The following is a 23,609-nucleotide window of genomic DNA, read 5'->3' as shown; positions in this document are numbered from 1 at the left end:
CCTAGCTCAGGAAGGTGTTCACCGCGGTGGTGAGGTCGGGAGTCGCCGACGTGGGCAGGTTCTGGTAGCTGCCGCCGCTGAGCCGGGCGACGGCTTCCCAGGTCGCCCGGTCCGGATCGCCGCCGAAGTTGATGACGTTGACCGCGATCGGCTTGGCCGGGTCGGCCGCAGTCCTGATGAACTCCTGCAGTCCCGGTCCGTCCAGCGTCTGGTCGGTGTGCGGCCCGGCGGTGATGACCAGGATCGAGTTGTTCTGGCCGGCACGGTAATTGGCCAACATTTCCTGGTAGATCATCCGCAGCGTGGTGAACGACACGGCCCCGCCGCCGGACGAATACTGCTTGTCCAGCGCGGTCCGCAACGCCGCCGAGCGCGGCTGGCCGTTGACCTGGTCGGCCAGCGGCCCGATCGGCACTTCCGCCCGGCCCTCGTGTCCGTCGAATGTCCACAGCCCGACGGCGGCGCTGGGTGGCAACGCCTTGATCCGGCCGTCCAGCGCCGCAATGACGTTGGCGAGCCGCGTCTTACCGCCGCCGTCGTCGTTGGGCAGCGACTGGTCAAGCATGATCGTTGCGGCCACGCCGGTCGACGGCGCCGCCAGGGTATCGGCCAGCATCACGCGGGTGGCCTCGTCGCCGACCGACAAGGTGGCTGGCAGGGCCGGAAAGCTGGTGACCGAGCTGCTCGGCGGCTTGACCCCCTCGGCCCGGAACCCGGCCTTGGCCAGCCGCTCGAGTTGCTCCGGCTTGTGCATGTAGCGGGAGAAGGCGCTGGCGGCCGTGGTCTGTTCCCGCGACAACCAGGAACCGCTGAGCAGCACCGTCGGGTAGTCGGCCACCGCGGCAGGCCCGGGCGGCTGCCAGGAAGCCAGTTTGCCCTTGGCGTCAGAGGTCGACTCGCCGCGCTGGAACACCTGCTGTTCGGTGGTGACGACCGCGTGCACCGGCGCGGCCGCTGGGTCTCCCGGCTTGAGCAGCGCGTTCATCGCGTCGGTCAGCGAGTCGTCGGAGAGCTTGGGCTGCCCGCTCATCAGGGTGCGCACGGCGCCGACGCCGGCGGTCGGCGGAGAGCCGCCGGGTGCCGACGCTGCAGCGATCGCCTCACCGGCCAGGAAGGAGGCGTCGCCGTTGCCGGTCTCCGGCACGGCCAGCCGCAGCGAGCCCCACGCGGGGGCGTTCAGCCCGGCCATCGAGTTCGGATTCGACTGCAGACCGGGTAGCGCCGCCCAGTTTTGCTTCGACAGCACCTGCGCGAACTCCGGCCGGATCGCAAGCACCACCGGCGACGTCACGAGCGAACGGCTGTCACTGATCGTCTTCTGGCCGCTCGCGCTGGACAGCCGGGCCGCCGAGATCGAGCTGCCGGGGATCCACAGACCTGGTTGGTTGCCGAGTTCGGCCGGCCACTTGCCGATGAAACCACCGATGACGGCGTCGGAGTTGGCGGGCTTGACCGTGACCTCGACGCAGCGGTCACCGACGGGTCCGGCTGACGCGTTGTAGCTGTCGGCGAACTGCTTGACCTGGTCGGCGATCGTCGGGTCGGCCAGCACCGCGACCGCGTCCTTGCCGCCCACGCAGCGCGCAGCGGCCGTGTGTGAACGGTGCGACAGCGCGTCACCGAAGAAGCGCCACACGATAACGCCGGCCACCACCACAACGACGGCTACCAGCGCAACGATCACCCCGATGCTGACCCCACGGCGGCCGCCGGCGCTGCGGTGCCCGCCCAGCCTTTCGCCGAGCCCCCGGTGCCCACCGCGAAACAGCGGGGGCGGGGGGGTTGGCGGCGCCTCCGCGGTGGGCGGCTCGAATTCCGACGGCCGCTGCCCGAAGTCGGGGTACTCGTCCTCGGGGGCCTCGAGGCCGGCGTCTAGGTACTCGTCATCGTGGGTGTCGTGACCCTCGGGACCGTCGGGGCCCTCGGGGCCATGACTGGGAGCGTCGAGGCGCCCTTGCTCGGGCTCCCGGAAGTGCCCGAAGTCCTCCGGGTAATCCGCGTCCTCGAACTCACGGGAAGGATCAGCGACCGGTTCCGGTTCGAAATCGGGGGCCGATTCTTCCGGGTCGGGTTTGCTGTGCCTACCCACTCGCGCGTGCCTTAAATTCCCGTCGGCGGCGGTGCAGGATCGGCTCGGTGTACCCGTTGGGCTGCTGGCCGCCTTCCAGGATCAGGTCTTGGGCGGCCAGGAAGGCGATGCTGTCGTCGAAGTTGGGCGCCATCGGCCGGTAGGCGCGGTCGCCCTCGTTCTGCTTGTCCACCAGCGGGGCCATCCGCTCCAGGCTGGCCCGCACGTCCTCGCTCGTGATAACCCCGTGCCGCAGCCAATTGGCCAGCAACTGGCTGGAGATGCGCAGCGTGGCGCGGTCCTCCATCAGCGCGGTGTTGTGGATGTCTGGCACCTTGGAGCAGCCGACGCCCTGTTCGACCCAGCGCACCACGTAGCCGAGGATGGACTGGCAATTGTTGTCGACCTCCTCGCGGACCTCCTCGGGGGCCCAGGCCAGTTCCTTGGCCAGCGGGATGGTCAGCAGTTCGTCGATGGTGGTGCGCTTCTTGCCCTGCAACTCCTCCTGCACGGCGCCGACGTCCACCTGGTGGTAGTGCATGGCGTGCAAGGTCGCCGCCGTCGGGGACGGCACCCACGCGGTGGTGGCGCCGGCCTTCGGCTGGCCGATCTTCTGCTCGACCATGTCGGCCATCAACTCGGTCATGGCCCACATGCCCTTGCCGATCTGGGCCTTGCCCTTGAAGCCGGCGGCCAGTCCCGTGTCGACGTTGGCGTCCTCGTAGGCCTTGATCCACGCGGTGCTCTTCATGGCGCCCTTGCGGATCATCGGGCCGGCTTCCATCGAGGTGTGGATCTCGTCGCCGGTGCGGTCGAGGAAGCCGGTGTTGATGAACACCACCCGGTCGGCGGCGGCCTTGATACACGCCTTCAGGTTGACCGTGGTGCGGCGCTCCTCGTCCATGATGCCGACCTTCAGCGTGGCCTGCGGCAGTCCGAGCACATCCTCGACGCGGCTGAACAGCTCACAAGTGAACGCGACCTCTTCGGGCCCGTGCATCTTAGGCTTGACGATGTACACCGAGCCGGTACGGCTGTTGACCAACGGGCCACTCTCGTCACTGGCCTTGAGCCCGTGAATCGCGGCCAGGCCGGTGAACAACGCGTCCTGAATGCCCTCCGGCACTTCTGTTTCTTCGCCGTTGGCCTCGGTTCTCACGATCGCGTCGTTGGTCATCAGGTGGCCGACGTTGCGGACGAACAGCAAGCTGCGCCCGGGCAGAGTCAGCTCGCCGCCGTCGGGCGTGTTGTAGGTGCGGTCCTCGTTGAGACGGCGGGTGAAGGTCTTGCCGCCCTTGGCGACGTCCTCGGCCAGGTCACCCTTGTTCAGGCCCAGCCAATTGCGGTATCCGAGCACCTTGTCGTCCGCGTCGACCGCGGTGACGGAGTCCTCGAAGTCCATGATCGTGGTGATCGCCGACTCGAGCACCACGTCCTTGATGCCGGCGGCGTCGGTCTTGCCGATCGGCGAGTCGGGGTCGATCAGGATCTCGATGTGCAGGCCGTGGTTGACCAGCAGCACCGACCAGTCGGGGGAGCCCAGCTCGCCCCGGTACCCGACGAACTTCTCGGGGCTGGCCAGGGTGGTGGAGTCGCCGTCGAGGGCGATCTGCAGCCGACCGTCCTCGATGCTCAGGCCGGTCACGTCCGCCCAGGATCCCGAAGCCAGCGGGACCGCCCCGTCCAGGAACTCACGGGCGTAGGCGATGACCTTGTCACCACGCACCTTGTTGTAGCTGTCGCCCTTCTCGGCGCCGTCGTCTTCGGGGATGACGTCGGTGCCGTACAGGGCGTCGTACAGCGAGCCCCACCGCGCGTTGGCGGCGTTCAGCGCGAACCGGGCATTGAGCACGGGCACCACCAGCTGCGGGCCGGCGGTACTGGTGATCTCGTCGTCGACGCCTGAGGTGGTGATGGTGAAGTCTTCCGGCTCGGGCAGCAGGTAGCCGATGTCGGTGAGGAACTGGCGGTAGGCGTCCGGGTCCAGCGGCTCCAGCACCCGGTGCCGGTGCCACTTGTCGATCTGGGCCTGCAACTCGTCGCGCTTGGCCAGCAGCTCCTGGTTGCGCGGGGTGAGGTCGGTGACCACCTTGTCGACACCGGCCCAAAAGCTGTCCGGGTCGATACCGGTGCCGGGCAGGGCCTCGTTGTTCACGAAGTCGTACAGCACCTGGGCGACGCGCAGATTGCCTTGGGCTACCCGATCAGTCATTGTTCTCCTCCGTAATGGCCTTTCCGGCCCCTCAACTAACCCGGGACAAGGCCCGACTAGCTACCATCACCCTACCGAGCAACAGCCTGACGAGCGTAGCCCGACCGGCACACAACGCCAGGTCACGGCACGCTGGCAGGCTCGCCCGCAGCCACGCGACGGGCGTCCTTGCAATCGCTTTTCGGCAACGCGGGCACGAGAAATTTCGTTCCCTGCATCAGCTCACTGATACCCGCGGCCGCTCAGATCATACGGTCAATCGCCGGCACCATCGTCGCGCATGCTGCCGACGAGGTCCTCGACCAGATCCTCCAGCGCCACCACAGCAACGATCTCGCCTTGAACGGTGCCGTTGTCGGCGGTCACCAGCGCCAGGTGGCTGTTGCTGCGGCGCATCCGGGACAGGGCGTCGGGCAATCCGAGCGACTCCGGTACCCGCGGCAGGGCACGCACCAGGGATAGGTCGATCACCGTTTCCGGATCGTCGCCGAGTGCCAGCACGTCCTTGATGTGGAGGTATCCCAGGAAATTACCGTCGCGGTCCACCACCGGGAAGCGGGAATAGCCGGTCTGGGCCAAGGCCTCTTCCACGGCTCCGATGGTCGGCCCGGAACCCGGTGCCGCAACCGAGACGGCGTGCACCCGGGCCAACGGCACCGCGACATCCCCGACCACCCGGGTACGGACCCGCAGCGCACGGGTCAGGCGGATCTGCTCCTCGTTGTCGAGCAAACCTTCCGAGGAGGATTGGGCGATCATCTCCGACAGCTCGGCGGAGGACACCGTGATGTCGAGCTCGTCCTTGGGCTCGACGCCAACCGCACGCAGGACCCCGTTGGCGCATTTGTTGTAAAAGGCGATGATGGGCCGCGCCGCCTGCACGTAGGGCAGATACGCCGGGACCAGCAGCATCGCGGTGCGCTCCGGGCCGGCCAGCGCGATGTTCTTCGGCACCATCTCGCCGAGCAGCACGTGCAGGATCACCACCACGGCCAGCGCGATCGCGAACGCCAGCGTGTGCAGCAGCGCGGGATGCATCCCGGTCAGCCCCAGCAGCGACTGCAGCAGCCCGGCGACGGCCGGCTCGGCGATGCGGCCGAGCAGCAGCGAGGCGACGGTGACACCCAGTTGCGCGCCGGCCAGCATCGCGGGCAGCTGTTCACCCGCACGGATGACCGTGACTGCTCTGGTCCGGCCCTGCTCAGCCAGCGCCTCTAGCCGGTCCCGGCGCGCCGAGATCATGGCGAACTCCGCGCCGACAAAGAACGCGTTCAGGGCGATCAGCAGGACCGCCAGCAGGATCGCCACCACCGGGTTCATCGCTCGGCCCCATCGGCGGCGGTGTCCGAGGGTTCGACGGGACTGGCCCACTCGGACAGCTCGAGCAGGTCGAGTCGGCGGCCGTCCAGCTGCACCACCTTGGCCCGCCATCGCGTCGCCTCGTCGGGCAACCCGTCGCGGTCCAGCGCGGGCAGGTCCACCGTCTCACCGGGTTCCGGGATATGACCGAGCTCGCGCAACACCAAGCCGCCAATGGTCTCGTACGGCCCTTCCGGGGCCCGGTAGCCGATCGCGGTCTCCACCTCGTCGATGCGCAGCAGGCCCGACACCCGCCATCCGTTCTCGGACGCCACCACGTCCGGTGTCGCGTCGTCGTGCTCGTCGCGGACGTCGCCCACGATCTCTTCGATCAGGTCCTCGACGGTCACCATGCCGGCGGTGCCGCCGTACTCGTCGACCACCATCGCGGTCTGCAGCGAGTTAGCCCGGATCTGGGCCATCACGGCGTCGCCGTCCAGCGTCGACGGCACCACCGCGATCGGCTTGGCGATCGTCGTCAGCAGGGTTTTCGCCCGGTCGGCCCGTGGCACCGCATACACCTGCTTGACGTGCACGATCCCGACAGTCTCGTCGAGGTCACCACGCACCACCGGGAAGCGGGAGAAGCCGGTCGCGGCGACGGCGGCGATCAGGTCGCTGATCGTGTCGTCGGTCTGCAGGGCAACGATTTTCGAGCGGGGCGTCATCAACTCCTCGGCGGTCAGCGAGCCGAACTGCAGCGAGCGGTGCATCAGCGACGCGGTGACGTCGTCCAGCGCCCCGCGGCGCGCCGAGCGTCGTACCAGCGAGACGAGTTCCTGCGGGGTGCGCGCGGACCGCAGCTCCTCGGCGGGCTCGATGCCGAGCCGGCGCACAATCCAGTTCGCGGCGCCGTTCGTCATCCGGATCGCCGGGGTGAACAGCACGGAGAAGAACCACTGGGGCAGCACGACGGCGCGGGCGGTCCGCAGCGGCCGGGCCACGGCGAGGTACTTGGGCACCAGTTCGCCGAACACCATGGACACCGATGTCACGACCGCCAACGCGGCGAAACCCGTGATCGCGTCGGCCAACCGGTCGGGCGTGCCAATTCGGTCCAGCAAGCCGTGGGGCAGGTTGGCCACCAGTGGATCGATCAGGTAGCCGGTAGCCAGCGTCGTGATGGAGATCCCCAGCTGTGCACCCGACAACTGAAACGAGAGCCGGCGGTGGGCCCGCTGGATGAACCTGTCCCGGCTGGCGCCGCCGCGCGCGTTGGCGTCCACGGTGCTGCGGTCCAGCGCCGTCAGGGAGAACTCAGCCGCAACGAACACCGCGGTGCCGAAGATCAAGGCCAGGATGGCCAGCACGCTCACCACGGTGCCGGAGGGATTCATGTGCCTTTCACCAGCCGGTGGGCAACGGGTGCCCTTCGGCGAAGCCCGCCGCCGACTGCACGCCGACGATCGCCCGCTCGTGCAACTCTTCCAGGTTCGCCGCGCCCACATAGGTGCAAGTGCTGCGCACGCCCGCGGTGATGTGGTCGATCAAGTCCTCGACGCCGCCGCGGTCGGGGTCCAGCCCCATCCGCGATGTCGAGATCCCTTCCTCGAACAACGCCTTGCGGGCCCGGTCGAACGGGCTGTCCGCTCCGCTGCGCGCGACCACCGCGCGCTTGGAAGCCATGCCGTAGCTCTCTTTGTACGGCCGATCCTCCCGGTCCCGCATCAGGTCACCGGGGGATTCGTAGGTGCCGGCGAACCAGGACCCGATCATCACGTTGGACGCGCCGGCTGCCAGCGCCAGCGCCACGTCGCGGGGATGGCGGACCCCGCCGTCGGCCCACACGTGTCCGCCCAGTTCCCTTGCCGCGGAGGCACATTCGAGGACCGCGGAGAACTGCGGCCGGCCGACGCCGGTCATCATCCGGGTGGTGCACATCGCGCCGGGACCCACGCCTACCTTGACGGCGCTCGCGCCGGCTTCCAGCAGGTCCCGCGTCCCCGCCGCCGAGACGACGTTGCCGGCCACCAGCGGCACGCCGAGGCCCAGGGAGGCGACCGTCTTGATCGCTTCGATGGTCTTGAGCTGGTGTCCGTGCGCGGTGTCGATGACCAGCACGTCCACGCCCAACTCGGCGAGTGCCTGGGCGCGTGCGCCGACGTCGCCGTTGATGCCCACCGCCGCGCCGACCCGCAGGCGGCCCTTGGCGTCGACGGCCGGGCTGTACAGGCCGGCGCGCAGGGCCCCGGTGCGCGTCAGCACTCCTGCCAGCGACCCGTCCGCGCTGGTCACCACCGCGACGTCGATCGGGGCGTGTTCGAGCAGGTCGAAGATCTTGCGCGGTTCGGTGCCGACCGGGGCGGTGACGAAGTCGGTGGCGGCGATGTCGCGGACCCGGGTGAAGCGGTCCACGCCTACGCAAGCCGACTCGCGCACCAAGCCGATCGGGCGTCCCTCGAAGACGACCACCGCGACGCCGTGCGCCCGCTTATGAATTAACGCCGTGGCGTCCGACACCGAGTCGTCGGGCGCCAGCGTGACCGGGGTGTCCAGCACGAGATCTCGGCTCTTCACGAACTCCACCGTCTGCTGGACGGCCGGGATGGGCAGATCCTGCGGCAGGATCACCACGCCGCCGCGCCGCGCCACCGTCTCGGCCATCCGGCGGCCGGCCACCGCGGTCATGTTGGCGACGACCACCGGGATGGTGGTCCCCGAACCGTCGACGGTGGACAGGTCCACGTCGAACCGCGACGCGACGTCGGACCGGTTCGGCACGATGAACACGTCGTTGTAGGTCAGGTCGAATCCCGGGCGGTGCCCGTCCAGAAATTTCATCTAGTACAACTCGCTAAGCAGGTACTTCGCTCCGGTCTCCGCTCCACAGCGTGTGGAACTTCTTGCTCGGGTCCTCGTCGGTGCGCCCATAGGTGTGCGCGCCGAAGAAGTCCCGCAGGCCTTGGGTCAGGGCGGCCGGCAGGCGCTCGGTGCGCAGCGCGTCGTAGTAAGACAGCGCCGACGAGAACCCCGGAATGGGGATACCCAACTGCGTGGCGGTCACCACCACCCGGCGCCAGCCGTCGATGGCGGCCTCGATTGCGCTGCGGAAATAGGGCGCAACAATGAGCGTGGCCAGGTCCGGGTCGTCGTCGTAGGCCTCTTTGATCCGGTTGAGGAACTTGGCCCGGATGATGCAGCCCCCGCGCCAGATGGTGGCCAGATCGCCGGGGGTGATGCCCCAGTCGTATTCGGCACTGCCGGCCTGGATCTGGTTGAAGCCCTGCGCGTAGGCGATGATCTTGGACGCGTACAGGGCCTGACGGACATCCTCGACGAATTGCTGGGCGTCGCCGGGCTTGGATCCGAGCTCGCCCGAGGCCAGCCCGGTGGTGGCCTTGCGCTGAGCCACCGAGCCCGACAACGCCCGCGCGAACACCGCCTCCGCGATACCGGTCACCGGCACGCCGAGATCCAGCGCCGACTTCACCGTCCAGCGGCCGGTGCCCTTCTGCTCGGCCTCGTCCAGGATGATGTCGACGAGCGGCTTGCCCGTCTTCGCGTCGTTCTGCCGCAGCACCTGAGCCGTGATCTCGACCAGGAAGCTGTCCAGGTCGCCCTTGTTCCACTCGTCGAAGACGTCGGCGATCTCCCCGGCCGTCTTGCCGAGTCCGTCGCGCAGCAGCTGATAGGCCTCGCCGATGAGCTGCATGTCGGAGTACTCGATGCCGTTGTGCACCATCTTCACGAAGTGTCCGGCGCCGTCGGGGCCGATGTGGGTACAGCACGGCACCCCGTCGACGTGCGCGGAGATCTCCTCGAGCAGCGGCCCGAGCGAGGTGTAGGACTCCGCGGGCCCGCCGGGCATGATCGACGGCCCGTTCAGGGCGCCTTCTTCGCCGCCGGAGATCCCGGCGCCGACGAAGTGCAGCCCGCGCTCACGTATCGCCTTCTCCCGGCGGATGGTGTCGGTGTAGAGGGCGTTGCCGCCATCGATGATGATGTCGCCTTCTTCCATGGCGTCGGCGAGCTCGTTGATGACGGCATCGGTGGGGTCACCGGCCTTGACCATGATGATGACCCGACGCGGCTTTTCCAGGGCCGCAAGGAATTCGGGGATCGTTTCACTGCGCACGAAGTTGCCCTCGGAACCGTGCTCTTTCAACAGCGCGTCGGTCTTGGCCACCGAGCGATTGTGCAGCGCCACGGTGTAGCCGTGCCGGGCGAAGTTTCGGGCCAGGTTGGAGCCCATGACGGCCAGACCGGTGACGCCGATCTGGGCTGTCGCAGTCTTCGAATCCGACGAACTCATCTGTTGCCTTTCGATCGGGCCTTCGTTGGATGGACACACTGTGGCACAGCGGACTTCTGGCGGTCCAAAGGGTTTGGCTTGGCGTCAGGCGGAGACCAACCGGTGCAGCTCCGTCAGCCACGGTACGGCCAGCGCGATGGTCGGCACCACCAGCACCGCCGCCGCGGCCAGGTAGACCACCGCGGACAGCAGCGGGCTGTTGCCGCTGCCGTTGAGCCGTCGTACGCGCAGCACGGTGCTGGCGCCGCCGGCAGCCAGGGCACCCGAGGGCGCGCGGCCGGCAGCACACGCGACCAGCGCCCGGGCCAGGGGAGCGCGCCCGGTGGCCCGGACGGCGGCGTCGTCTGCCAGTAGCTCCACCAGCAGCTGCACGGCGCCCAGCGCGTTGGCGCTGCGTACCAGCCGAGGGAACGCGGCGTAGAGGGCGGTGAACGCTTCCAGGACGAGGTCGTGCCGGGCGCGCAGGTGAGCCCGCTCGTGAGACAGGATCGCCGCCACTTCGTTGTCGCCCAGCGTGTTCAGGGTCCCTTCGCTGACCACGACCCGGCTGCGCACGCCGGGCAGGCAGTAGGCGAGAGGCTGCTCGACGTGCAGGATGCGCAGATCGCGGTGCACCGAACACGGCTGGCCCAGGGCGGCATCGTGGTCGACCCCGACCAAGTCGACGACCATGCGGTGGCGCGCCCGGCGCCGCCGGGTGGCGATGGCCACCCGCGCCGCGGCGACCGCCAGCCGCGCACCGACCAACAGGGTCAGAGCGAAGACGGCTATGTAGGCCGACCACAGCGGCCAGCCGAGGCGACCTTCGGCGTCCAGGATTCCCGCCGTCGGCCGACCGTCCGGGCCGGGCATCAGCAACCGGCTGGCAATCGCTAACCCGGCACTGAACGTGGACAGCACGGCGGCCAGGGCGACGGCCTGCCAGAGCACCATCGCGGCCCGTGGAGCGCGCTGCGGCCAAGAGGCGCGGGCCAACAACGCCGGTGTCGGGCCAGCCAGCAGCACCGCAAGGATGGTGAAGGCCAGCGCAGACACGCTGTGATTCTCCCTTAGTCGTCGGCCGGAGGTCCAGCAGATGTCGAATTGCGGTGATTTGCTTCGAGTTCGGTGAGTGCGCGGCGCAGTGCGGCGGCCTCGTCAGCATTAACCCGCTCGACGAAGTGCACCAGCGCGGCCTGCCTGCTGCCGGAGTCCTCGGCCTGGGCCAGGGCGTCCACCATCAGACCTGCTACCAGTTCATCGCGTCCATGCACCGGCGCGTAGCGGTGGGCGCGGTCGTCCCGGAGCTGGGAGACCAGGTTCTTCTTGGCCAGCCGCTGCAGCACGGTCATGACAGTGGTGTAGGCGAGATCGCGTCGTGCCGACAACGCTTCGTGGACCTGGCGAACAGTCTGGGGTTCCGGCATGGACCAGAGGTGGTCCATCACGGCGCGTTCCAAATCCCCCAGCCGCGTCAGCTTGGCCATAGTTCATCTCCTGAGCGTTGATGACAGCTTACTCCGATTACTACCGAGTGTCGTATCTAGCGCCGTGTTGGTTCCCGCACACCACAACACTACGCAATCAATGCTTGCGAAATTAGGGCAGCCTTGCCTATGCTGATGACGGTCGAGCGAAAGAAAGGGCCGCGGAGAGTCCTGAGGGCTGCAGTGACCCCCGGCCTACTCGATCGGCGAGCCCCGTGCCACGCGCACGGGGCTCGCCCGTTTTTCCGGGCCGCATAACCCATGGTGTAGACACAAGGACGTGTCATCAGGGCCCGATTCGGATTTCGTTGCCGCGTTCGACAGCGAGCTCGGTTTGCAGTTCACCGAACTCACTCCGGACAGCGCCCGCGCGCAGCTGGAGGTGAAGCCCAAGCTGCTGCAACCGATGGGCCTGGTACACGGCGGGGTTTACTGCTCGATGATCGAAAGCATGGCCAGCGTGGCCGCGTACACCTGGCTGAACGCCAACGGCGGTGGCGGAAACGTGGTCGGCGTCAACAACAACACCGACTTCTTACGCGCCATCAAGTCCGGCACCGTGTATGGCAAGGCCGAACCCGTGCACCGTGGTCGCCGTCAGCAGCTGTGGCTGGTGACCATCACGGCCGACGACGACCGGATCGTGGCGCGTGGTCAGGTGCGGCTACAGAACCTCGAGCCGTAGAGCTAGCTAGCTCTTCGCGCGATAGCTTCGGCGCCTTGCGCCTCGGCAGCCAGTTCCGCCAGCTGTTCCAGCCGCGTTCGCGCGAACGCCTGCTGATCGGTGATGGTCAGCTGACCGCGCCGCGTGCTCAAGAACGTCACCGTCCACGACAGCAGCGTGGTGATCTTGGTCTTGAAGCCGATCAGGTACACCAGGTGCAACACCAGCCAGATCAGCCAGGCGATGAAGCCGCTGAACTCCAGGGGACCGATCTTGGCCACCGCGGAGAACCGCGAGACCGTTGCCATCGAGCCCTTGTCGAAGTACTGGAACGGCTCCCGCTCGGCCGGGTCCGCGCCGGCGAGTTCCGACTTGATGTTGTTGGCAACGTATTTCGCGCCCTGGATGGCGCCCTGCGCCACGCCGGGCACACCCTCGACGGCGGCCATGTCGCCGATCACGAAGACGTTGGGGTGTCCCGGTATCGACAGGTCCGGCAGTACCTTGACCCGGCCCGCGCGGTCGAGTTCCACCTCGGACTGCTCGGCGAGGTCGCGGCCCAGTCGGCTGGCCTGTACGCCGGCGGACCAAACCTTGCAGGCCGATTCGATGCGCCGTTCGGTGCCGTCGGCGTCCTTGACGGTGATGCCGTTGCGGTCCACGTCGGTGACCATGGCACCCAGCTGGATCTCCACGCCCAGCTTCTCCAACCGTGCCCGCGCCCGGTCGCCGAGCTTTTCGCCGAACGGAGGGAGTACCGCGGGTGCGGCATCGAGCAGGATGACCCTCGCCCGGGTCGAATCGATGTGGCGGAAGGCGCCCTTCAGTGTGTACTCAGCCAATTCCGCGATCTGGCCGGCCATTTCGACGCCGGTGGGGCCGGCGCCGACGACGGTGAAGGTCAGCAGTTTCGCCCGGCGTTCCGGGTCGCTGGACCGTTCGGCCTGCTCGAACGCGCTCAGGATGCGACCGCGCAACTCCAGCGCGTCGTCGATGGACTTCATACCGGGCGCGAACTCGGCGAAGTGATCGTTGCCGAAGTACGACTGCCCGGCGCCGGCGGCGATGATCAGGCTGTCGTAGGGCGTCTCGTAGGTGTGGCCGAGCAACTCCGAAACGACGACCTTGCGGGGCAGGTCGATGTGCGTGACATTGCCCAGCAGGACCTGAACGTTGCGCTGCTTACGCAGCACCACGCGGGTCGGGGGAGCGATCTCGCCCTCGGAGATGATGCCGGTGGCCACCTGGTACAGCAAAGGCTGGAAGAGGTGATGGGTGGTGCGCGCGATCAACTTGATGTCGACGTCGGCGCGCTTGAGTTTCTTTGCCGCGTTGAGTCCGCCGAACCCTGATCCAATGATGACGACCCGGTGGCGATGACGCGGTTCACCTGTGGGTTCCTGCTGGGGACTCATGTTCCGCTGCTCCTGACCGGGGCTCCTCGACGGGCGACTGACGTTAGCTATTACCCCTTCTAAGGTTAGTCAACCTATCGGCACAAACCCAGCCACGAGCCTGTGTAATGAGCCACACCTAGCGAAGTGGTCGAAAAGTGGACGCCCGCGGCTATAGACCGAAGACCGGGCGCAACGCTTCGGCGACCTTGGTGATGACGCCTGGGATGTGGCTGGTCGGGATGTTGACGATGGCTCCCTGCACTCCCGCGTCGATCACCTTGGCCTGCACCTGCTCGGCGATCTGCGCTGGGCCGCCGATCGCCATGCGCCCGCTCATGCTCGGCGGAAGTTGGTTGGGGTCGGCGTTCTCGTCGAACACGACGGTCAGCATCAGACTCGTTTCCAGAGTCGAGGGGTCCCGACCGACTTCCGCGCAGCGGGTCTTGATCGCGTCGACCTTGCGGGGCAGCTCGTCGAACGCCGCCACGATGTTGAGGTGGTCAGCGTAGCGGGCCGCCAGCGCGAACGTCTTCTTCTCGCCGCCACCGCCGATCAGGATCGGAATCCGGTCGCGGAAGCGCGGTTCGGCCGTGGCCGATTCGGTGGTGTACCACTTACCGGAGAAGGTGGGACGCTCGCCCTTGATCATCGGGTCGATGATCTGCAGCGCCTCGTCCAGGCGATGGAACCTGTCGGTGAAAGTGCCGAACTCGAAGCCGAACTGGCGGTGTTCCAGTTCGTACCAGCCCGCCCCGATGCCCAGGATTGCCCGGCCCGCGCTGACCACGTCCAGGGTGGTGATGACCTTGGCCAACAATGTGGGGTTGCGGTAGGTGTTGCCGGTCACCAGGGTTCCTAGCTGCAGGCGCTCGGTGGCGGTGGCCAGCGCACCCAAGGCGGTGTAGGCCTCCAGCATCGGCTGGTCCGGTGTGCCCAGCATCGGCAGTTGGTAGAAGTGGTCCATCACGAAAAGCGAGTCGTAGCCCGCTGATTCGGCTTCGCGCGCCTGATCGATGACGGTGGAGAAAAGATTCTCTACACCTGTCCCGTAAGAGAAGTTGGGGATCTGAAAACCGAGCCGAATCGCCACGGTGTCTACCGTAGCCCCCGGCTACCGCAGCGGATCAGGCGAACTGAGCAAGCGCCCCGTGGCTGACGTGCAGCGTCTGGCCGGTGATGTGGCGCGCCGCCGGAGTGGTGAGGAACAGCGCCAGCCGCGCAATCTCGTCCGCGACCGGCGCCGGTGTGCGCGACAACCCCTCGTAGCCCGGCTGGACGCTGCGGCCGCACGCAACCGCGTTGACCGTGATGCCCCGGGTGCCGTAGATCTCCGCCTGCCCGCTGACCCAGCTGGAAAGGGCGGCTTTGATCGAGGCGTCGACACTTCCGGTTGCCGGGTTCTCGGCCAGCACGCTGATGATGTTGCCGCCGGAGCGCAGGTGATCACCGACGCACTGGACCGTGAGCACAGCCGAGAGCAGCGTCGTGTCTAGCGCCCGTCGCCATGCGGTGGCGGTGTCGGCCAACGAATAGGTGCGAGGGTCGCCGGCCTCCCACGTCGGTGCCGGGATGTTGACGATGGTGTCGAGGTGGTGCGGGAACAGGCTCCGCGCTTCCTCGAGGCTGCCGGGATCGGTGAAGTCGCAGACGATCGCGTCCACATCGAGTTCCTTGGCAACGACCTCGAGGTCACTGCCGCGCGCGCCCACCAGGGTGACCTTGTGGCCGTCGTCGCGGAAACGCTCGGCTACCGTGCGCCCCAGATCGGTATGTCCGCCGGTAACCACAACCTCCACTGCCATGACCTCCTCGTGCGATGGCATCGAACTCCGCCCATGTTACTGGACAGTAGCTATTCGGCGAAACCGCCAGCGCATCGACGCGCGGACGAATTTCGTAACTATTCGGCTGTGGTGGTCCCAGGGTTAGGTTTGACCAATGCATCGCATCGGACTGGTCGCGATAGTGCTGCTCGCGAGCTTGACTTCATGCACCGCCGGCGCGCAGCAGAATTCGATCGTGGTGTTCGCGGCCGCGTCGCTGAAGCAGGTGTTCACCCAGTTGGGGGACCGATTCAAGAGCGATAATCCCGGGGCCGGCGTCCAATTCAATTTCGCCGGTTCCTCGGAGTTGGCGACGCAGTTGACCCAGGGGGCCACCGCTGACGTGTTCGCGTCGGCCGACACCGCGCAGATGGACAGGGTCGCCGCGGCCGGCCTGGTGGCAGACGGTCCGACGACGTTCGCCAGCAACACGCTGACCATCGTCACCGCGCCGGGCAATCCCAAGCACCTGCAATCCTTCGCCGACCTGGCCAGACCGGGATTGAGTGTGGTCATCTGCCAGCAACCGGTGCCGTGCGGATCGGCGACCCGGCGCATCGAGGAGGCGACCGGCACCCAACTGCATCCCGTCAGCGAGGAACCCAGCGTCACCGACGCCCTCAACAAGGTCACCACCGGACAGGCCGACGCCGCACTCGTGTACGTGACCGATGCCGCGAACGCAGGAGCCCAGGTGGCGACCGTCACGTTCCCCGAAGCCGCGAGCGCGGTGAACTCCTATCCGATCGCGGTGTTAAAGAAGGCGCCGCAATCCGCGCTGGCCCGGAAGTTCGTGGCCACGGTGACGGGCGCGACGGGCCGACAGCTCCTGGACCAGGCCGGCTTCGCCCGCCCCTGACGACGCCAGTGCCCTCGCTCACCAATCTGCCGCGCTGGGTGTACGTCCCGGCCGCCATCGGGACGGTGTTCATCGGGCTGCCGCTGGTGGCGACGGCCGCCAAGGTCGATTGGCCACACTTCTGGTCGTTGATCAGCAGTGACTCTTCAGCGACGGCGCTGTTGCTGAGCCTGAAGACGGCCGCGGCGAGCACCGCCGTATGTGTGGTGCTGGGCGTGCCCATGGCGTTGGTGCTGGCCCGCAGCCAACTGCGAGTGGTGCGTCTGGTGCGCCCTTTGATCCTGTTGCCGCTGGTGCTGCCTCCGGTCGTCGGCGGCATCGCGCTGCTCTACGCCTTCGGCCGGTTGGGTTTGGTCGGGCGGTATTTGGAGACCGCCGGCCTCAGCGTGGCGTTCAGCACCACGGCCGTGGTGATGGCGCAGACCTTTGTCTCGCTGCCCTTTCTGGTGATTTCGCTGGAGGGCGCGGCGCGCAGCGCCGGTGGCGACTACGAGGTGGTGGCGGCGACGTTGGGAGCGCGGCCGACAACGGTGTGGGGGCGGGTGACGCTGCCGCTGCTGCTCCCGGGCCTGTTGTCCGGCGCGGTGTTGGCGTTCGCGCGGGCGCTGGGGGAGTTCGGCGCTACGTTGACGTTTGCCGGTTCGCTGCAGGGCGTGACCCGCACCCTGCCACTGGAGATCTACCTGCAACGCGTCGATGACCCCAATGCCGCTGTGGCACTGTCACTTCTGCTGGTAGCAGTGGCGGCGCTGGTGGTGCTGGGGCTGGGCTCACGGCGCCTGACCGGACCCGACGCGCGGTAGCCGGCGATGAGCGAACTACAGCTGCGCGCGGTGGTCACCGCTCGGAATCTGGACCTGGAGTTCACGGTCTCTTCCGGCGAGGTGGTAGCGGTGCTGGGACCCAATGGCGCCGGCAAGTCGACCGCGCTGCACGTGATCGCCGGGTTGCTCCGGCCCGATGCGGGTCGAGTGCGGTTGGGGGACCGGGTGTTGACCGACACCGCTGCGCGGGTAGAGGTCGCCACCCACCGTCGCCGGGTCGGTCTGCTGCTGCAGGACCCATTGCTTTTTCCACATCTGACGGTTCTCGGCAATGTCGCTTTCGGAGCCGCTTTCGGGCCGAACAGCAGGCGCGGGCGGCTGCGTTCCCATCGGGAGTCGGCGCTGCGCTGGCTGCGCGCGGTAGACGCCGAACAGCTCGCGGACCGCAAGCCGCGGCAACTGTCGGGCGGTCAAGCCCAGCGCGTCGCGATTGCGCGGGCGCTGGCCGCGGAACCCGAAATTCTGCTGCTCGACGAGCCTCTCAGCGGACTCGACGTCTCCGCGGCCGCGTCGATTCGCGCTCTGCTGCGCGGCGTGGTCACCGACAGCGGGTGCGCGGTCATCCTGGTCACCCATGATCTGCTGGACGTGCTCACTCTGGCCGATCGGGTGCTGGTGCTGGAGTCCGGGAAGATCGCCGAGATGGGGCCGACGGCCGCGGTGCTCAGTGCACCGCGAAGCCGTTTCGGCGCCCGGATCGCGGGTGTGAACTTGGTCAGTGGATCGATCGACGACGGCGCCCTGTACACCGGCTCCGGCCAGAAGTGGCACGGCATCGCGGATTCGGCGGAGCTGCGCGACGGCGACGCCGCGGTTGCGGTGTTCACCCCGGCAAGCGTCGCCGTCTACGACACGCCGCCCCACGGCAGCCCGCGCAACACCGTCGAAGTGACCGTCGCCGAGTTGGACACCCGCGGAAATGCGGTCCTGGTGCGCGCCGCGGACCAGCCCGACGGGGGGCCGGGGCTGGCGGCCAGCATCACCGTGGACGCCGCCGCGGAATTGCAGCTCACGGTCGGAACCCGGGTGTGGTTCAGCGTCAAAGCCACCGAGGTAGCTCTGCACCCGGCCTTTCGCCGGTCCACGAACTGGGGAGACACCGGGTAGTCTTTCCTTGCTTCGCAGCGGCAACACGGTAGGTTCGTGCCCATGCATCAGGTGGACCCGAACCCGTCACGCCGCAAAGGATTACTGGCATCGCTGGCCATGGCGGCCGCGACCAGTGCCAGCGTCGTCACAATCGCCTTGCCGGCTACCTCGAGCGCCGACCCGGAGCCGGTGCCTCCGCCGTCACCGACGGTCGCGCCGCCGTCGTCGCCTGCCGCGTCACCAACACCTGCGCCGGGAGCATCACCGAGCACGCCCGCAACCCCGCCGCCCGGGGCCAGCCCCACCCCGAACGCGCAGCCCGGTGACCCCAATGCGGTGCCGCCACCAGCGGATCCGAACGCGCCACCCCCGCCGGACCCGAACGCCGGACGAATCACCAATGCCGTCGGCGGATTCAGCTTCGTCCTTCCTCCCGGCTGGGTGGAATCGGACGCCTCGCACCTCGATTACGGTTCGGCGCTGCTGAGCAAGGCCGCCGGTGAGGCGCCGATGCCCGGGCAGCCGCAACCGGTGGCCAACGACACCCGCATCGTGCTGGGCCGGCTGGACCAGAAGCTCTACGCCAGCGCAGAGGCCACCAACCCCAAAGCGGCCGTCCGGCTCGGCTCGGACATGGGTGAGTTCTTCATGCCGTACCCCGGCACCCGGGTCAACCAGGAGACCGTGCCCCTCAACGCCAATGGCGACTCTGGCAGCGCGTCGTATTACGAAGTGAAGTTCAGTGACGCCACCAAGCCAGTGGGCCAGATTTGGACGGGCGTGGTCGGGAACCCGGCCGGGGCCACTGGCGGACCGCCGCAGCGCTGGTTCGTGGTGTGGCTGGGCACGTCGAATAATCCGGTCGACAAGAACGCCGCGAAGGCGCTGGCCGAGTCGATCCGGCCCTGGACCCCTCCCGCCGCCCCGCCGCCGGAAGGGGTTCCCGGCGCACCGGCGCCCGCCCCGGGCGCGCCCGCCCCGGCTGCGCCCGCACCCGTTGCACCCGCACCCGTTGCGCCCGCGGCCCCAGTTGCGCCCGCGCCGGACGCGGGTTCGCCAGCGCCCGCTCCGGCTCCGGCTCAGGCGCCCGCGCCCGCGCCGGCTCCGGCCCAAGCACCGGCCGCCGGGGCACCGGCGGCAACCGAACAGCGGAGCCAGCCGGCCTGACCTCGGCGGGCGCCACAAATCGACGCTTGAATCGTTATCCGGAAGGCGTATACCGAAGTCACAACCCAGCAATGGAGCTGGGGTGGCGATAGGAGACCCTGATAATGGACATCGTTGCGGCTACCGAATTCCTTGCTCGCTCGTCGACCCTGACCAGCGTGGGCTGGATCGGCTACATCATCATCGGCGCGCTGGCCGGCTGGATCGCCGGCAAGATCGTCAAAGGCGGCGGCTCGGGCATCCTGATGAACATCGTGATCGGTGTGGTCGGCGCGTTGATCGGTGGCTTTCTGCTCAGTTTCGCCTTCGACACGGCGTCGGGCGGCTGGTGGTTCACCTTCTTCACCGCGATCCTGGGCTCGGTGATCCTGCTGTGGCTCGTCGGGCTGGTTCAGCGGCGCGGTTAGGACCGGGCGCCTTGGCGGCATGATCCTTCGCGGCATGATGGGGTGATGGCGTCACCGACCGTCCGGACGATGACCGCATGGCAGGTGCGCGCACCCGGGCCGATGCGGACTCAGCCGCTTGAACGCGTCAGCACCGCGGTCCCGCAACCCGCACCGACCGAGCTCTTGGTCGCCGTGCTGGCGTGCGGGGTGTGCCGCACCGACCTGCACGTCACCGAGGGCGACCTGCCGGTGCACCGCGACCGGGTAACCCCCGGCCACGAGGTGGTGGGGGAGGTGGTCGAGGTCGGCTCCTCCGCCGGCGACGCCTTCAAGGTGGGCGACCGAGTGGGCATCGCCTGGCTGCGTCACACCTGCGGGACGTGCAAATACTGCCGCCGGGGCGACGAGAACCTGTGTCCGCAGTCCCGTTACACGGGGTGGGACGCCGACGGCGGCTACGCCGAGTTCGCCACGGTCCCAGCCGATTTCGCCCATCACCTGCCGGCGGGTTACAGCGACACCGAGTTGGCGCCGCTGTTGTGTGCCGGGATCATCGGCTACCGCTCCCTGTTGCGAGCCGAGGTGCCGCCCGGAGGCCGGCTGGGGCTCTACGGATTCGGGGGCAGTGCGCACATCACCGCCCAGGTCGCATTGGCGCAGGGCGCCGAAGTGCACGTCATGACTCGAGGCGCCGCGGCGCGTGAGCTGGCTCTGACGCTGGGCGCCACGTCGGCGCAAGGCGCCGCAGACCCACCCCCGGTACCACTGGACGCGGCGATTTTATTTGCGCCGGTGGGAGAGCTGGTGCTGCCCGCGCTCGAGGCGCTCGACCGGGGCGGAACACTCGCGGTGGCCGGAATCCATCTGAGCGACATCCCGTCGCTCAACTATCAACGGCATCTGTTCCAGGAGCGCCAAATTCGTTCCGTCACGTCGAACACGCGAGCCGATGCACGCGGCTTCCTCGACTTCGCCGCTCAGCATCACATCGACGTCACCACGCCGGAATACCCGTTGGGAGATGCCGATCGGGCGTTGACCGATCTCAGCTCGGGCCGGATAGCCGGGGCCGCGGTACTTCTCGTGTAGGTCAGCTGGACAGGTGCCAGACCAGCGCCGCGGCCAGGGCGCCCACGCCGTTCAACGACCAGTGCAGCGCGATCGGAGCGATCAGACTTCCGCTGCGCCTGCGCAGCCAACTGAACACGAAGCCGGCCGCGCCGGTGGCCAGGACCGCGAGCGTCACACCGGCCACCATGCCGAAGACGCCGCCGCCGAATAGCCGGGTGAAGCCGACGTTATTGCTGGTCAGGCCCAGCGAGGTGGCGATGTGCCACAATCCGAAGAGCAGCGATCCGGCCAGCGCGACGCCACGGAACCCCCAGGCCCGATGCAACGTGCCGTGCAGCACGCCGCGAAAGACCAGTTCCTCGGGAATGACGGTCTGCAACGGGATGATGACCATCGAGGCAATGACCGCACCGGAGATCGTGGCGTAGTGGTTGTTCAGGAACATCGGCCGGGTGATCGGCAGCAGCACCCCGACCGCGATCACCGACACCACCAGCGCCACCGCGGCCAGCGCGTAGCCCATCCCCGATCTCCAGTGCTCGCGGCCCAGACCGAGTTCAGCCCAGTCCAATCCGCGCCAGCGAAGTAGCAGGACCAGCCCGACGGCGGCCGCCGGGACGGTCGCGATGCTCGCCCAAGCCGTCGTGAAGTGCGCGATCAGATTGGTCACCACCAGGACCGCGACTACCACGACGATGTCGACGTGGATACGAAACCTGTCCGGTTGCACCGGCGCAGCACAGCCCGGGTCCAGGATTTGGTGACGCATTGGGGCGATTCTACCGGCGTCGCGGGGGGCGCTCCCTAGCTTTCCCGCACCGCAAGCCGGCGGCGGACGTAGCTTTTGTACTCGTCGGAGAGGGCGTCGGCGGCCAGGAGCCGGGGCAGCAGCTCGGGTTCTGACATCTTGGCGCGGAAGACCATGCCGATCGTCACGTCGTGGTCGGGCCGGTCGACAACGGTGATCTCGTCGCCGGCCTGAACGGTTCCCGGTTCGAGCACCCGGAGATAGGCGCCCGGTTTACCGGCCTGGGTGAAGGTCTTCATCCAGTGGCTCAGCTCGAGGAACGCCGAGAAGGTCCCGCACGGCGTTCTGGGTGCGGAAACCTCCAGCAGCAACCCGTCGGTGCCGACCCGCCAGCGCTCACCGATCCTGGCCCCGGTGACGTCGACGCCCGAGGTGGTCAGGTTCTCGCCGAACATCCCGTGGCTGAGGGCGCGATCGAGCTTCCCCTCCCACTCGTCGAGGTCTTCCCGGGCGTAGACGTAGACGGCCTGATCGTCGCCGCCGTGGTATTTGCTGTTGCCGATCGTATCGCCGACGAGCCCGCTGCCCAGGCCGCCGCGCTTGGGGCCGGGTGCCCGGACCAGGACCGGCTCGGTGACGGCAACCTTGTCGATGCCGGTGACTTTCTTCATGGCGCGCGGGTCGGGGTTGGGACGACCGCCAGCTACGTTGACCGACAACACTTTCGCCACCCGGACAGCGTAGCGAGGTTCTTATCGGCAGCAGCTGCCACGGCCCATCATCGCCGGACCGCCTTGTCAGCATCGATTGTCAGTGGCGCGGGGTAGTATCGAACGTATGTTCGAGTCGAAGTCCGAGGCGTCGGCTGAGGAGCAGTTGGCGCGGTTTAACCGGTATATGGACGAGGTGATCGACCATCGGGAGGGGTTGACAGCCAAGACCGCGGAGTCCGCGGGGTGGATCGCGCGCATTCACGGCGCTGAGCGGGTGCAGAACCAGGCCGCCGCGCTGGAATTCGTTGCGGTCGGGCAGTTGTTCGGTTACCGGTTGTCGCGCAGTGCCGAGACCGAGGATTGGGCCATGGACACCATGGAGGCCGTCGCCGCCGAGGTCGCCGCGAGCTTGAAGATCAGCCATGGGCTGGGGTTGGCCAAGGTGCGTTACGCGCGCGCGATGCGTGAGCGTCTGCCGCAGGTCGCTGAGGTATTCATCGCCGGCGATATCGGTTTTTCGGCGTTCGCCACGATCGTCTCGCGCACCGATTTGATCATTGATCCGCAGGCGTTGACCTCCGTCGATACGCGCATCGCGGCCAGCGTGACCCGCTGGCCCTCATTGACCCCGGCGCGACTAGCCAAGAAAGTCGACACCATCGTGGCCGCGGCCGATCTGGATGCGGTACGCCGCCGCAAAAAGAACCACAAAGACCGCGAGGTGTACATCGGCGAAGACTGCGAAGGCACCTCCGAAATCCATGGCAGCCTGGCCAGCCCGGATGCCCGCGCCTTGGACGCCAAACTCTGCGCCCTGGCGGCCACGGTGTGCCCGCATGACCCGCGCACCCGCGATCAACGCCGCGCGGATGCCTTGGGCGCGTTGGCCGCCGGCGCCACCCGGCTGGGCTGTCGCTGCGGGCGCACTGATTGCACCGCCGCGCAGCGCAAGCCCGCCGCCCCGGTCACCATCCACGTCATCGCCGAACAGGCCACCCTGGAGGGCAACGCGACCACCCCGGCCAGCCAGATCAGCGCCGATGGCCTCATCACCGCCGACCTGCTCGCCGAACTGGCCCTGACCGCCACCCTGGTGCCCCTGATCCACCCCGGCGATTCCCCACCTGAACCGCGCTACCGGCCCTCAGCAGCTCTGGCCGATTTCGTGCGCGCCCGCGACATAACGTGTCGATGGCCCGGCTGCGACGTCGCAGCCACCCACTGCGACATTGACCACACCATCCCCTACGCGCAGGGCGGACCAACCCACGCCGGCAACTTGAAATGCTTCTGCCGCCGCCATCACTTGATCAAAACCTTCTGGGGCTGGAACGAAACCCAACTCCCCAACGGCAACCTGATCCTGACCTCGCCCGCCGGCGACACCCACCTCACCATCCCCGGCAGCGCCCTGCTGTTCCCCAGCCTGTGCCGACCCGTGGGCGCGGTGTTGGGCGCGGGTGCGGCGGCGTCGGGGCATCATGGCGGTGCGTTCGGCGCAGTAATCC

Annotated in this window: 21 protein-coding genes; 8 read left to right on the top strand and 13 right to left on the bottom strand. The window is 67.9% G+C overall.

All coding sequences use genetic code 11. The features are described from left to right. Nucleotide 1: 1 nt before the first annotated feature. From A5645_RS07050 to A5645_RS07015, 8 genes are all read right to left on the bottom strand, one after another. On the bottom strand, nt 2–2,089 hold the full coding sequence (locus A5645_RS07050; RefSeq protein WP_065129022.1) for a substrate-binding domain-containing protein: 2,088 nt from the start codon (nt 2,087–2,089) through the stop codon (nt 2–4). Then, the gene (locus A5645_RS07045) at nt 2,082–4,280 is read right to left on the bottom strand and encodes a malate synthase G (protein ID WP_065034738.1); all 2,199 of its coding nucleotides are present in this window, start codon (nt 4,278–4,280) and stop codon (nt 2,082–2,084) included. The genes A5645_RS07050 and A5645_RS07045 overlap by 8 nt, the downstream gene beginning before the upstream one ends. Before the next feature lie 255 nt (nt 4,281–4,535). Continuing rightward, complete coding sequence (locus A5645_RS07040) at nt 4,536–5,600, bottom strand: hemolysin family protein (protein ID WP_065034739.1); 1,065 nt, start codon at nt 5,598–5,600, stop codon at nt 4,536–4,538. After that, the gene (locus tag A5645_RS07035; protein WP_065129021.1) at nt 5,597–6,976 is read right to left on the bottom strand and encodes a hemolysin family protein; all 1,380 of its coding nucleotides are present in this window, start codon (nt 6,974–6,976) and stop codon (nt 5,597–5,599) included. Before A5645_RS07035 ends, A5645_RS07040 begins: the two co-directional genes overlap by 4 nt. Before the next feature lie 7 nt (nt 6,977–6,983). Continuing rightward, entirely contained in the window at nt 6,984–8,420 is a 1,437-nt protein-coding gene (locus A5645_RS07030) for a GuaB1 family IMP dehydrogenase-related protein (protein ID WP_065129020.1), read from the bottom strand. A 13-nt stretch (nt 8,421–8,433) separates the two neighbouring features. Then, nucleotides 8,434–9,891 (bottom strand): NADP-dependent phosphogluconate dehydrogenase, encoded by a 1,458-nt coding sequence (gene gnd / locus A5645_RS07025; RefSeq protein ID WP_065129019.1) that lies wholly within the window; start codon nt 9,889–9,891, stop codon nt 8,434–8,436. An 84-nt stretch (nt 9,892–9,975) separates the two neighbouring features. Beyond that, a complete protein-coding gene (locus tag A5645_RS07020) occupies nt 9,976–10,926 on the bottom strand; it encodes a M56 family metallopeptidase (RefSeq protein WP_065034743.1) in 951 nt (316 codons plus the stop codon). Nucleotides 10,927–10,940: 14 nt separating this feature from the next. Then, entirely contained in the window at nt 10,941–11,357 is a 417-nt protein-coding gene (locus tag A5645_RS07015; protein WP_065129018.1) for a BlaI/MecI/CopY family transcriptional regulator, read from the bottom strand. 280 nt (nt 11,358–11,637) lie between these two features. Here A5645_RS07015 and A5645_RS07010 point away from each other — a divergent pair, with 280 nt between their 5' ends. After that, nucleotides 11,638–12,042: a PaaI family thioesterase gene (locus A5645_RS07010; protein ID WP_065129017.1), complete on the top strand. Its 405-nt coding sequence runs from the start codon at nt 11,638–11,640 to the stop codon at nt 12,040–12,042. 2 nt (nt 12,043–12,044) lie between these two features. Here the strand turns inward: A5645_RS07010 and A5645_RS07005 are convergent, their stop codons facing one another. The 3 genes from A5645_RS07005 to A5645_RS06995 form a co-directional block, all read right to left on the bottom strand. After that, nucleotides 12,045–13,436 (bottom strand): NAD(P)/FAD-dependent oxidoreductase, encoded by a 1,392-nt coding sequence (locus A5645_RS07005; RefSeq protein WP_065034746.1) that lies wholly within the window; start codon nt 13,434–13,436, stop codon nt 12,045–12,047. A gap of 151 nt (nt 13,437–13,587) precedes the next feature. Continuing rightward, nucleotides 13,588–14,508: an LLM class F420-dependent oxidoreductase gene (locus A5645_RS07000; protein ID WP_065129016.1), complete on the bottom strand. Its 921-nt coding sequence runs from the start codon at nt 14,506–14,508 to the stop codon at nt 13,588–13,590. A 34-nt stretch (nt 14,509–14,542) separates the two neighbouring features. After that, nucleotides 14,543–15,220: an SDR family oxidoreductase gene (locus tag A5645_RS06995; protein ID WP_065129015.1), complete on the bottom strand. Its 678-nt coding sequence runs from the start codon at nt 15,218–15,220 to the stop codon at nt 14,543–14,545. Between the two features lie 136 nt (nt 15,221–15,356). Between A5645_RS06995 and modA the strand changes: the two genes are divergently transcribed. The 6 genes from modA (at nt 15,357) to A5645_RS06965 (ending at nt 20,658) form a co-directional block, all read left to right on the top strand. Beyond that, nucleotides 15,357–16,100 carry a molybdate ABC transporter substrate-binding protein gene (gene modA, locus A5645_RS06990; RefSeq protein ID WP_065129014.1) on the top strand — a complete coding sequence of 248 codons (744 nt, stop codon included), beginning with the start codon at nt 15,357–15,359 and terminating at the stop codon, nt 16,098–16,100. A gap of 8 nt (nt 16,101–16,108) precedes the next feature. Beyond that, complete coding sequence (locus A5645_RS06985) at nt 16,109–16,903, top strand: ABC transporter permease (protein WP_172830485.1); 795 nt, start codon at nt 16,109–16,111, stop codon at nt 16,901–16,903. A gap of 6 nt (nt 16,904–16,909) precedes the next feature. Then, on the top strand, nt 16,910–18,031 hold the full coding sequence (locus A5645_RS06980; RefSeq protein WP_065129013.1) for a sulfate/molybdate ABC transporter ATP-binding protein: 1,122 nt from the start codon (nt 16,910–16,912) through the stop codon (nt 18,029–18,031). A gap of 42 nt (nt 18,032–18,073) precedes the next feature. Further along, nucleotides 18,074–19,180, top strand: a complete 1,107-nt coding sequence (locus A5645_RS06975; protein WP_065129012.1) for an alanine and proline-rich secreted protein Apa — start codon at nt 18,074–18,076, stop codon at nt 19,178–19,180. A gap of 104 nt (nt 19,181–19,284) precedes the next feature. Beyond that, on the top strand, nt 19,285–19,587 hold the full coding sequence (locus A5645_RS06970; protein WP_065036923.1) for a GlsB/YeaQ/YmgE family stress response membrane protein: 303 nt from the start codon (nt 19,285–19,287) through the stop codon (nt 19,585–19,587). 45 nt (nt 19,588–19,632) lie between these two features. Next, nucleotides 19,633–20,658 carry a zinc-binding alcohol dehydrogenase family protein gene (locus tag A5645_RS06965; protein ID WP_065036924.1) on the top strand — a complete coding sequence of 342 codons (1,026 nt, stop codon included), beginning with the start codon at nt 19,633–19,635 and terminating at the stop codon, nt 20,656–20,658. Between the two features lies 1 nt (nt 20,659). Here A5645_RS06965 and A5645_RS06960 read toward each other — a convergent pair whose 3' ends face one another. Together A5645_RS06960 and A5645_RS06955 are read right to left on the bottom strand one after the other, a co-directional pair. Beyond that, the gene (locus A5645_RS06960) at nt 20,660–21,409 is read right to left on the bottom strand and encodes a CPBP family intramembrane glutamic endopeptidase (RefSeq protein WP_065129011.1); all 750 of its coding nucleotides are present in this window, start codon (nt 21,407–21,409) and stop codon (nt 20,660–20,662) included. A gap of 35 nt (nt 21,410–21,444) precedes the next feature. Next, nucleotides 21,445–22,110, bottom strand: coding sequence for an MOSC domain-containing protein (locus A5645_RS06955; protein WP_253866867.1), 666 nt, complete (start codon nt 22,108–22,110; stop codon nt 21,445–21,447). A 175-nt stretch (nt 22,111–22,285) separates the two neighbouring features. Here A5645_RS06955 and A5645_RS06950 point away from each other — a divergent pair. Beyond that, a partial coding sequence (locus A5645_RS06950; protein WP_253866866.1) for an HNH endonuclease signature motif containing protein occupies nt 22,286–23,609 on the top strand: 1,324 nt, incomplete at its 3' end.

The organism is Mycobacterium asiaticum, assembly GCF_001673635.1.
GTDB classification, from domain to species: Bacteria; Actinomycetota; Actinomycetes; order Mycobacteriales; family Mycobacteriaceae; genus Mycobacterium; species Mycobacterium asiaticum_C.
The sequence above is the reverse complement of the archived record's forward strand: the minus strand, read 5'-3'. Positions and strand labels throughout refer to the sequence as shown.

Bases quoted from the DNA above. Each gene is read 5' to 3' on its own strand.
- A5645_RS07045 (WP_065034738.1), bottom strand. From the start codon at position 4,280: ATGACTGATCGGGTAGCCCAAGGCAATCTGCGCGTCGCCCAGGTGCTG.
- A5645_RS07040 (WP_065034739.1), bottom strand. From the start codon at position 5,600: ATGAACCCGGTGGTGGCGATCCTGCTGGCGGTCCTGCTGATCGCCCTG.
- A5645_RS07035 (WP_065129021.1), bottom strand. From the start codon at position 6,976: ATGAATCCCTCCGGCACCGTGGTGAGCGTGCTGGCCATCCTGGCCTTG.
- A5645_RS07030 (WP_065129020.1), bottom strand. From the start codon at position 8,420: ATGAAATTTCTGGACGGGCACCGCCCGGGATTCGACCTGACCTACAAC.
- gnd (WP_065129019.1), bottom strand. From the start codon at position 9,891: ATGAGTTCGTCGGATTCGAAGACTGCGACAGCCCAGATCGGCGTCACC.
- A5645_RS07015 (WP_065129018.1), bottom strand. From the start codon at position 11,357: ATGGCCAAGCTGACGCGGCTGGGGGATTTGGAACGCGCCGTGATGGAC.
- A5645_RS07005 (WP_065034746.1), bottom strand. From the start codon at position 13,436: ATGAGTCCCCAGCAGGAACCCACAGGTGAACCGCGTCATCGCCACCGG.
- A5645_RS06995 (WP_065129015.1), bottom strand. From the start codon at position 15,220: ATGGCAGTGGAGGTTGTGGTTACCGGCGGACATACCGATCTGGGGCGC.
- modA (WP_065129014.1), top strand. From the start codon at position 15,357: ATGCATCGCATCGGACTGGTCGCGATAGTGCTGCTCGCGAGCTTGACT.
- A5645_RS06980 (WP_065129013.1), top strand. From the start codon at position 16,910: ATGAGCGAACTACAGCTGCGCGCGGTGGTCACCGCTCGGAATCTGGAC.
- A5645_RS06975 (WP_065129012.1), top strand. From the start codon at position 18,074: ATGCATCAGGTGGACCCGAACCCGTCACGCCGCAAAGGATTACTGGCA.
- A5645_RS06970 (WP_065036923.1), top strand. From the start codon at position 19,285: ATGGACATCGTTGCGGCTACCGAATTCCTTGCTCGCTCGTCGACCCTG.
- A5645_RS06965 (WP_065036924.1), top strand. From the start codon at position 19,633: ATGGCGTCACCGACCGTCCGGACGATGACCGCATGGCAGGTGCGCGCA.
- A5645_RS06960 (WP_065129011.1), bottom strand. From the start codon at position 21,409: ATGCGTCACCAAATCCTGGACCCGGGCTGTGCTGCGCCGGTGCAACCG.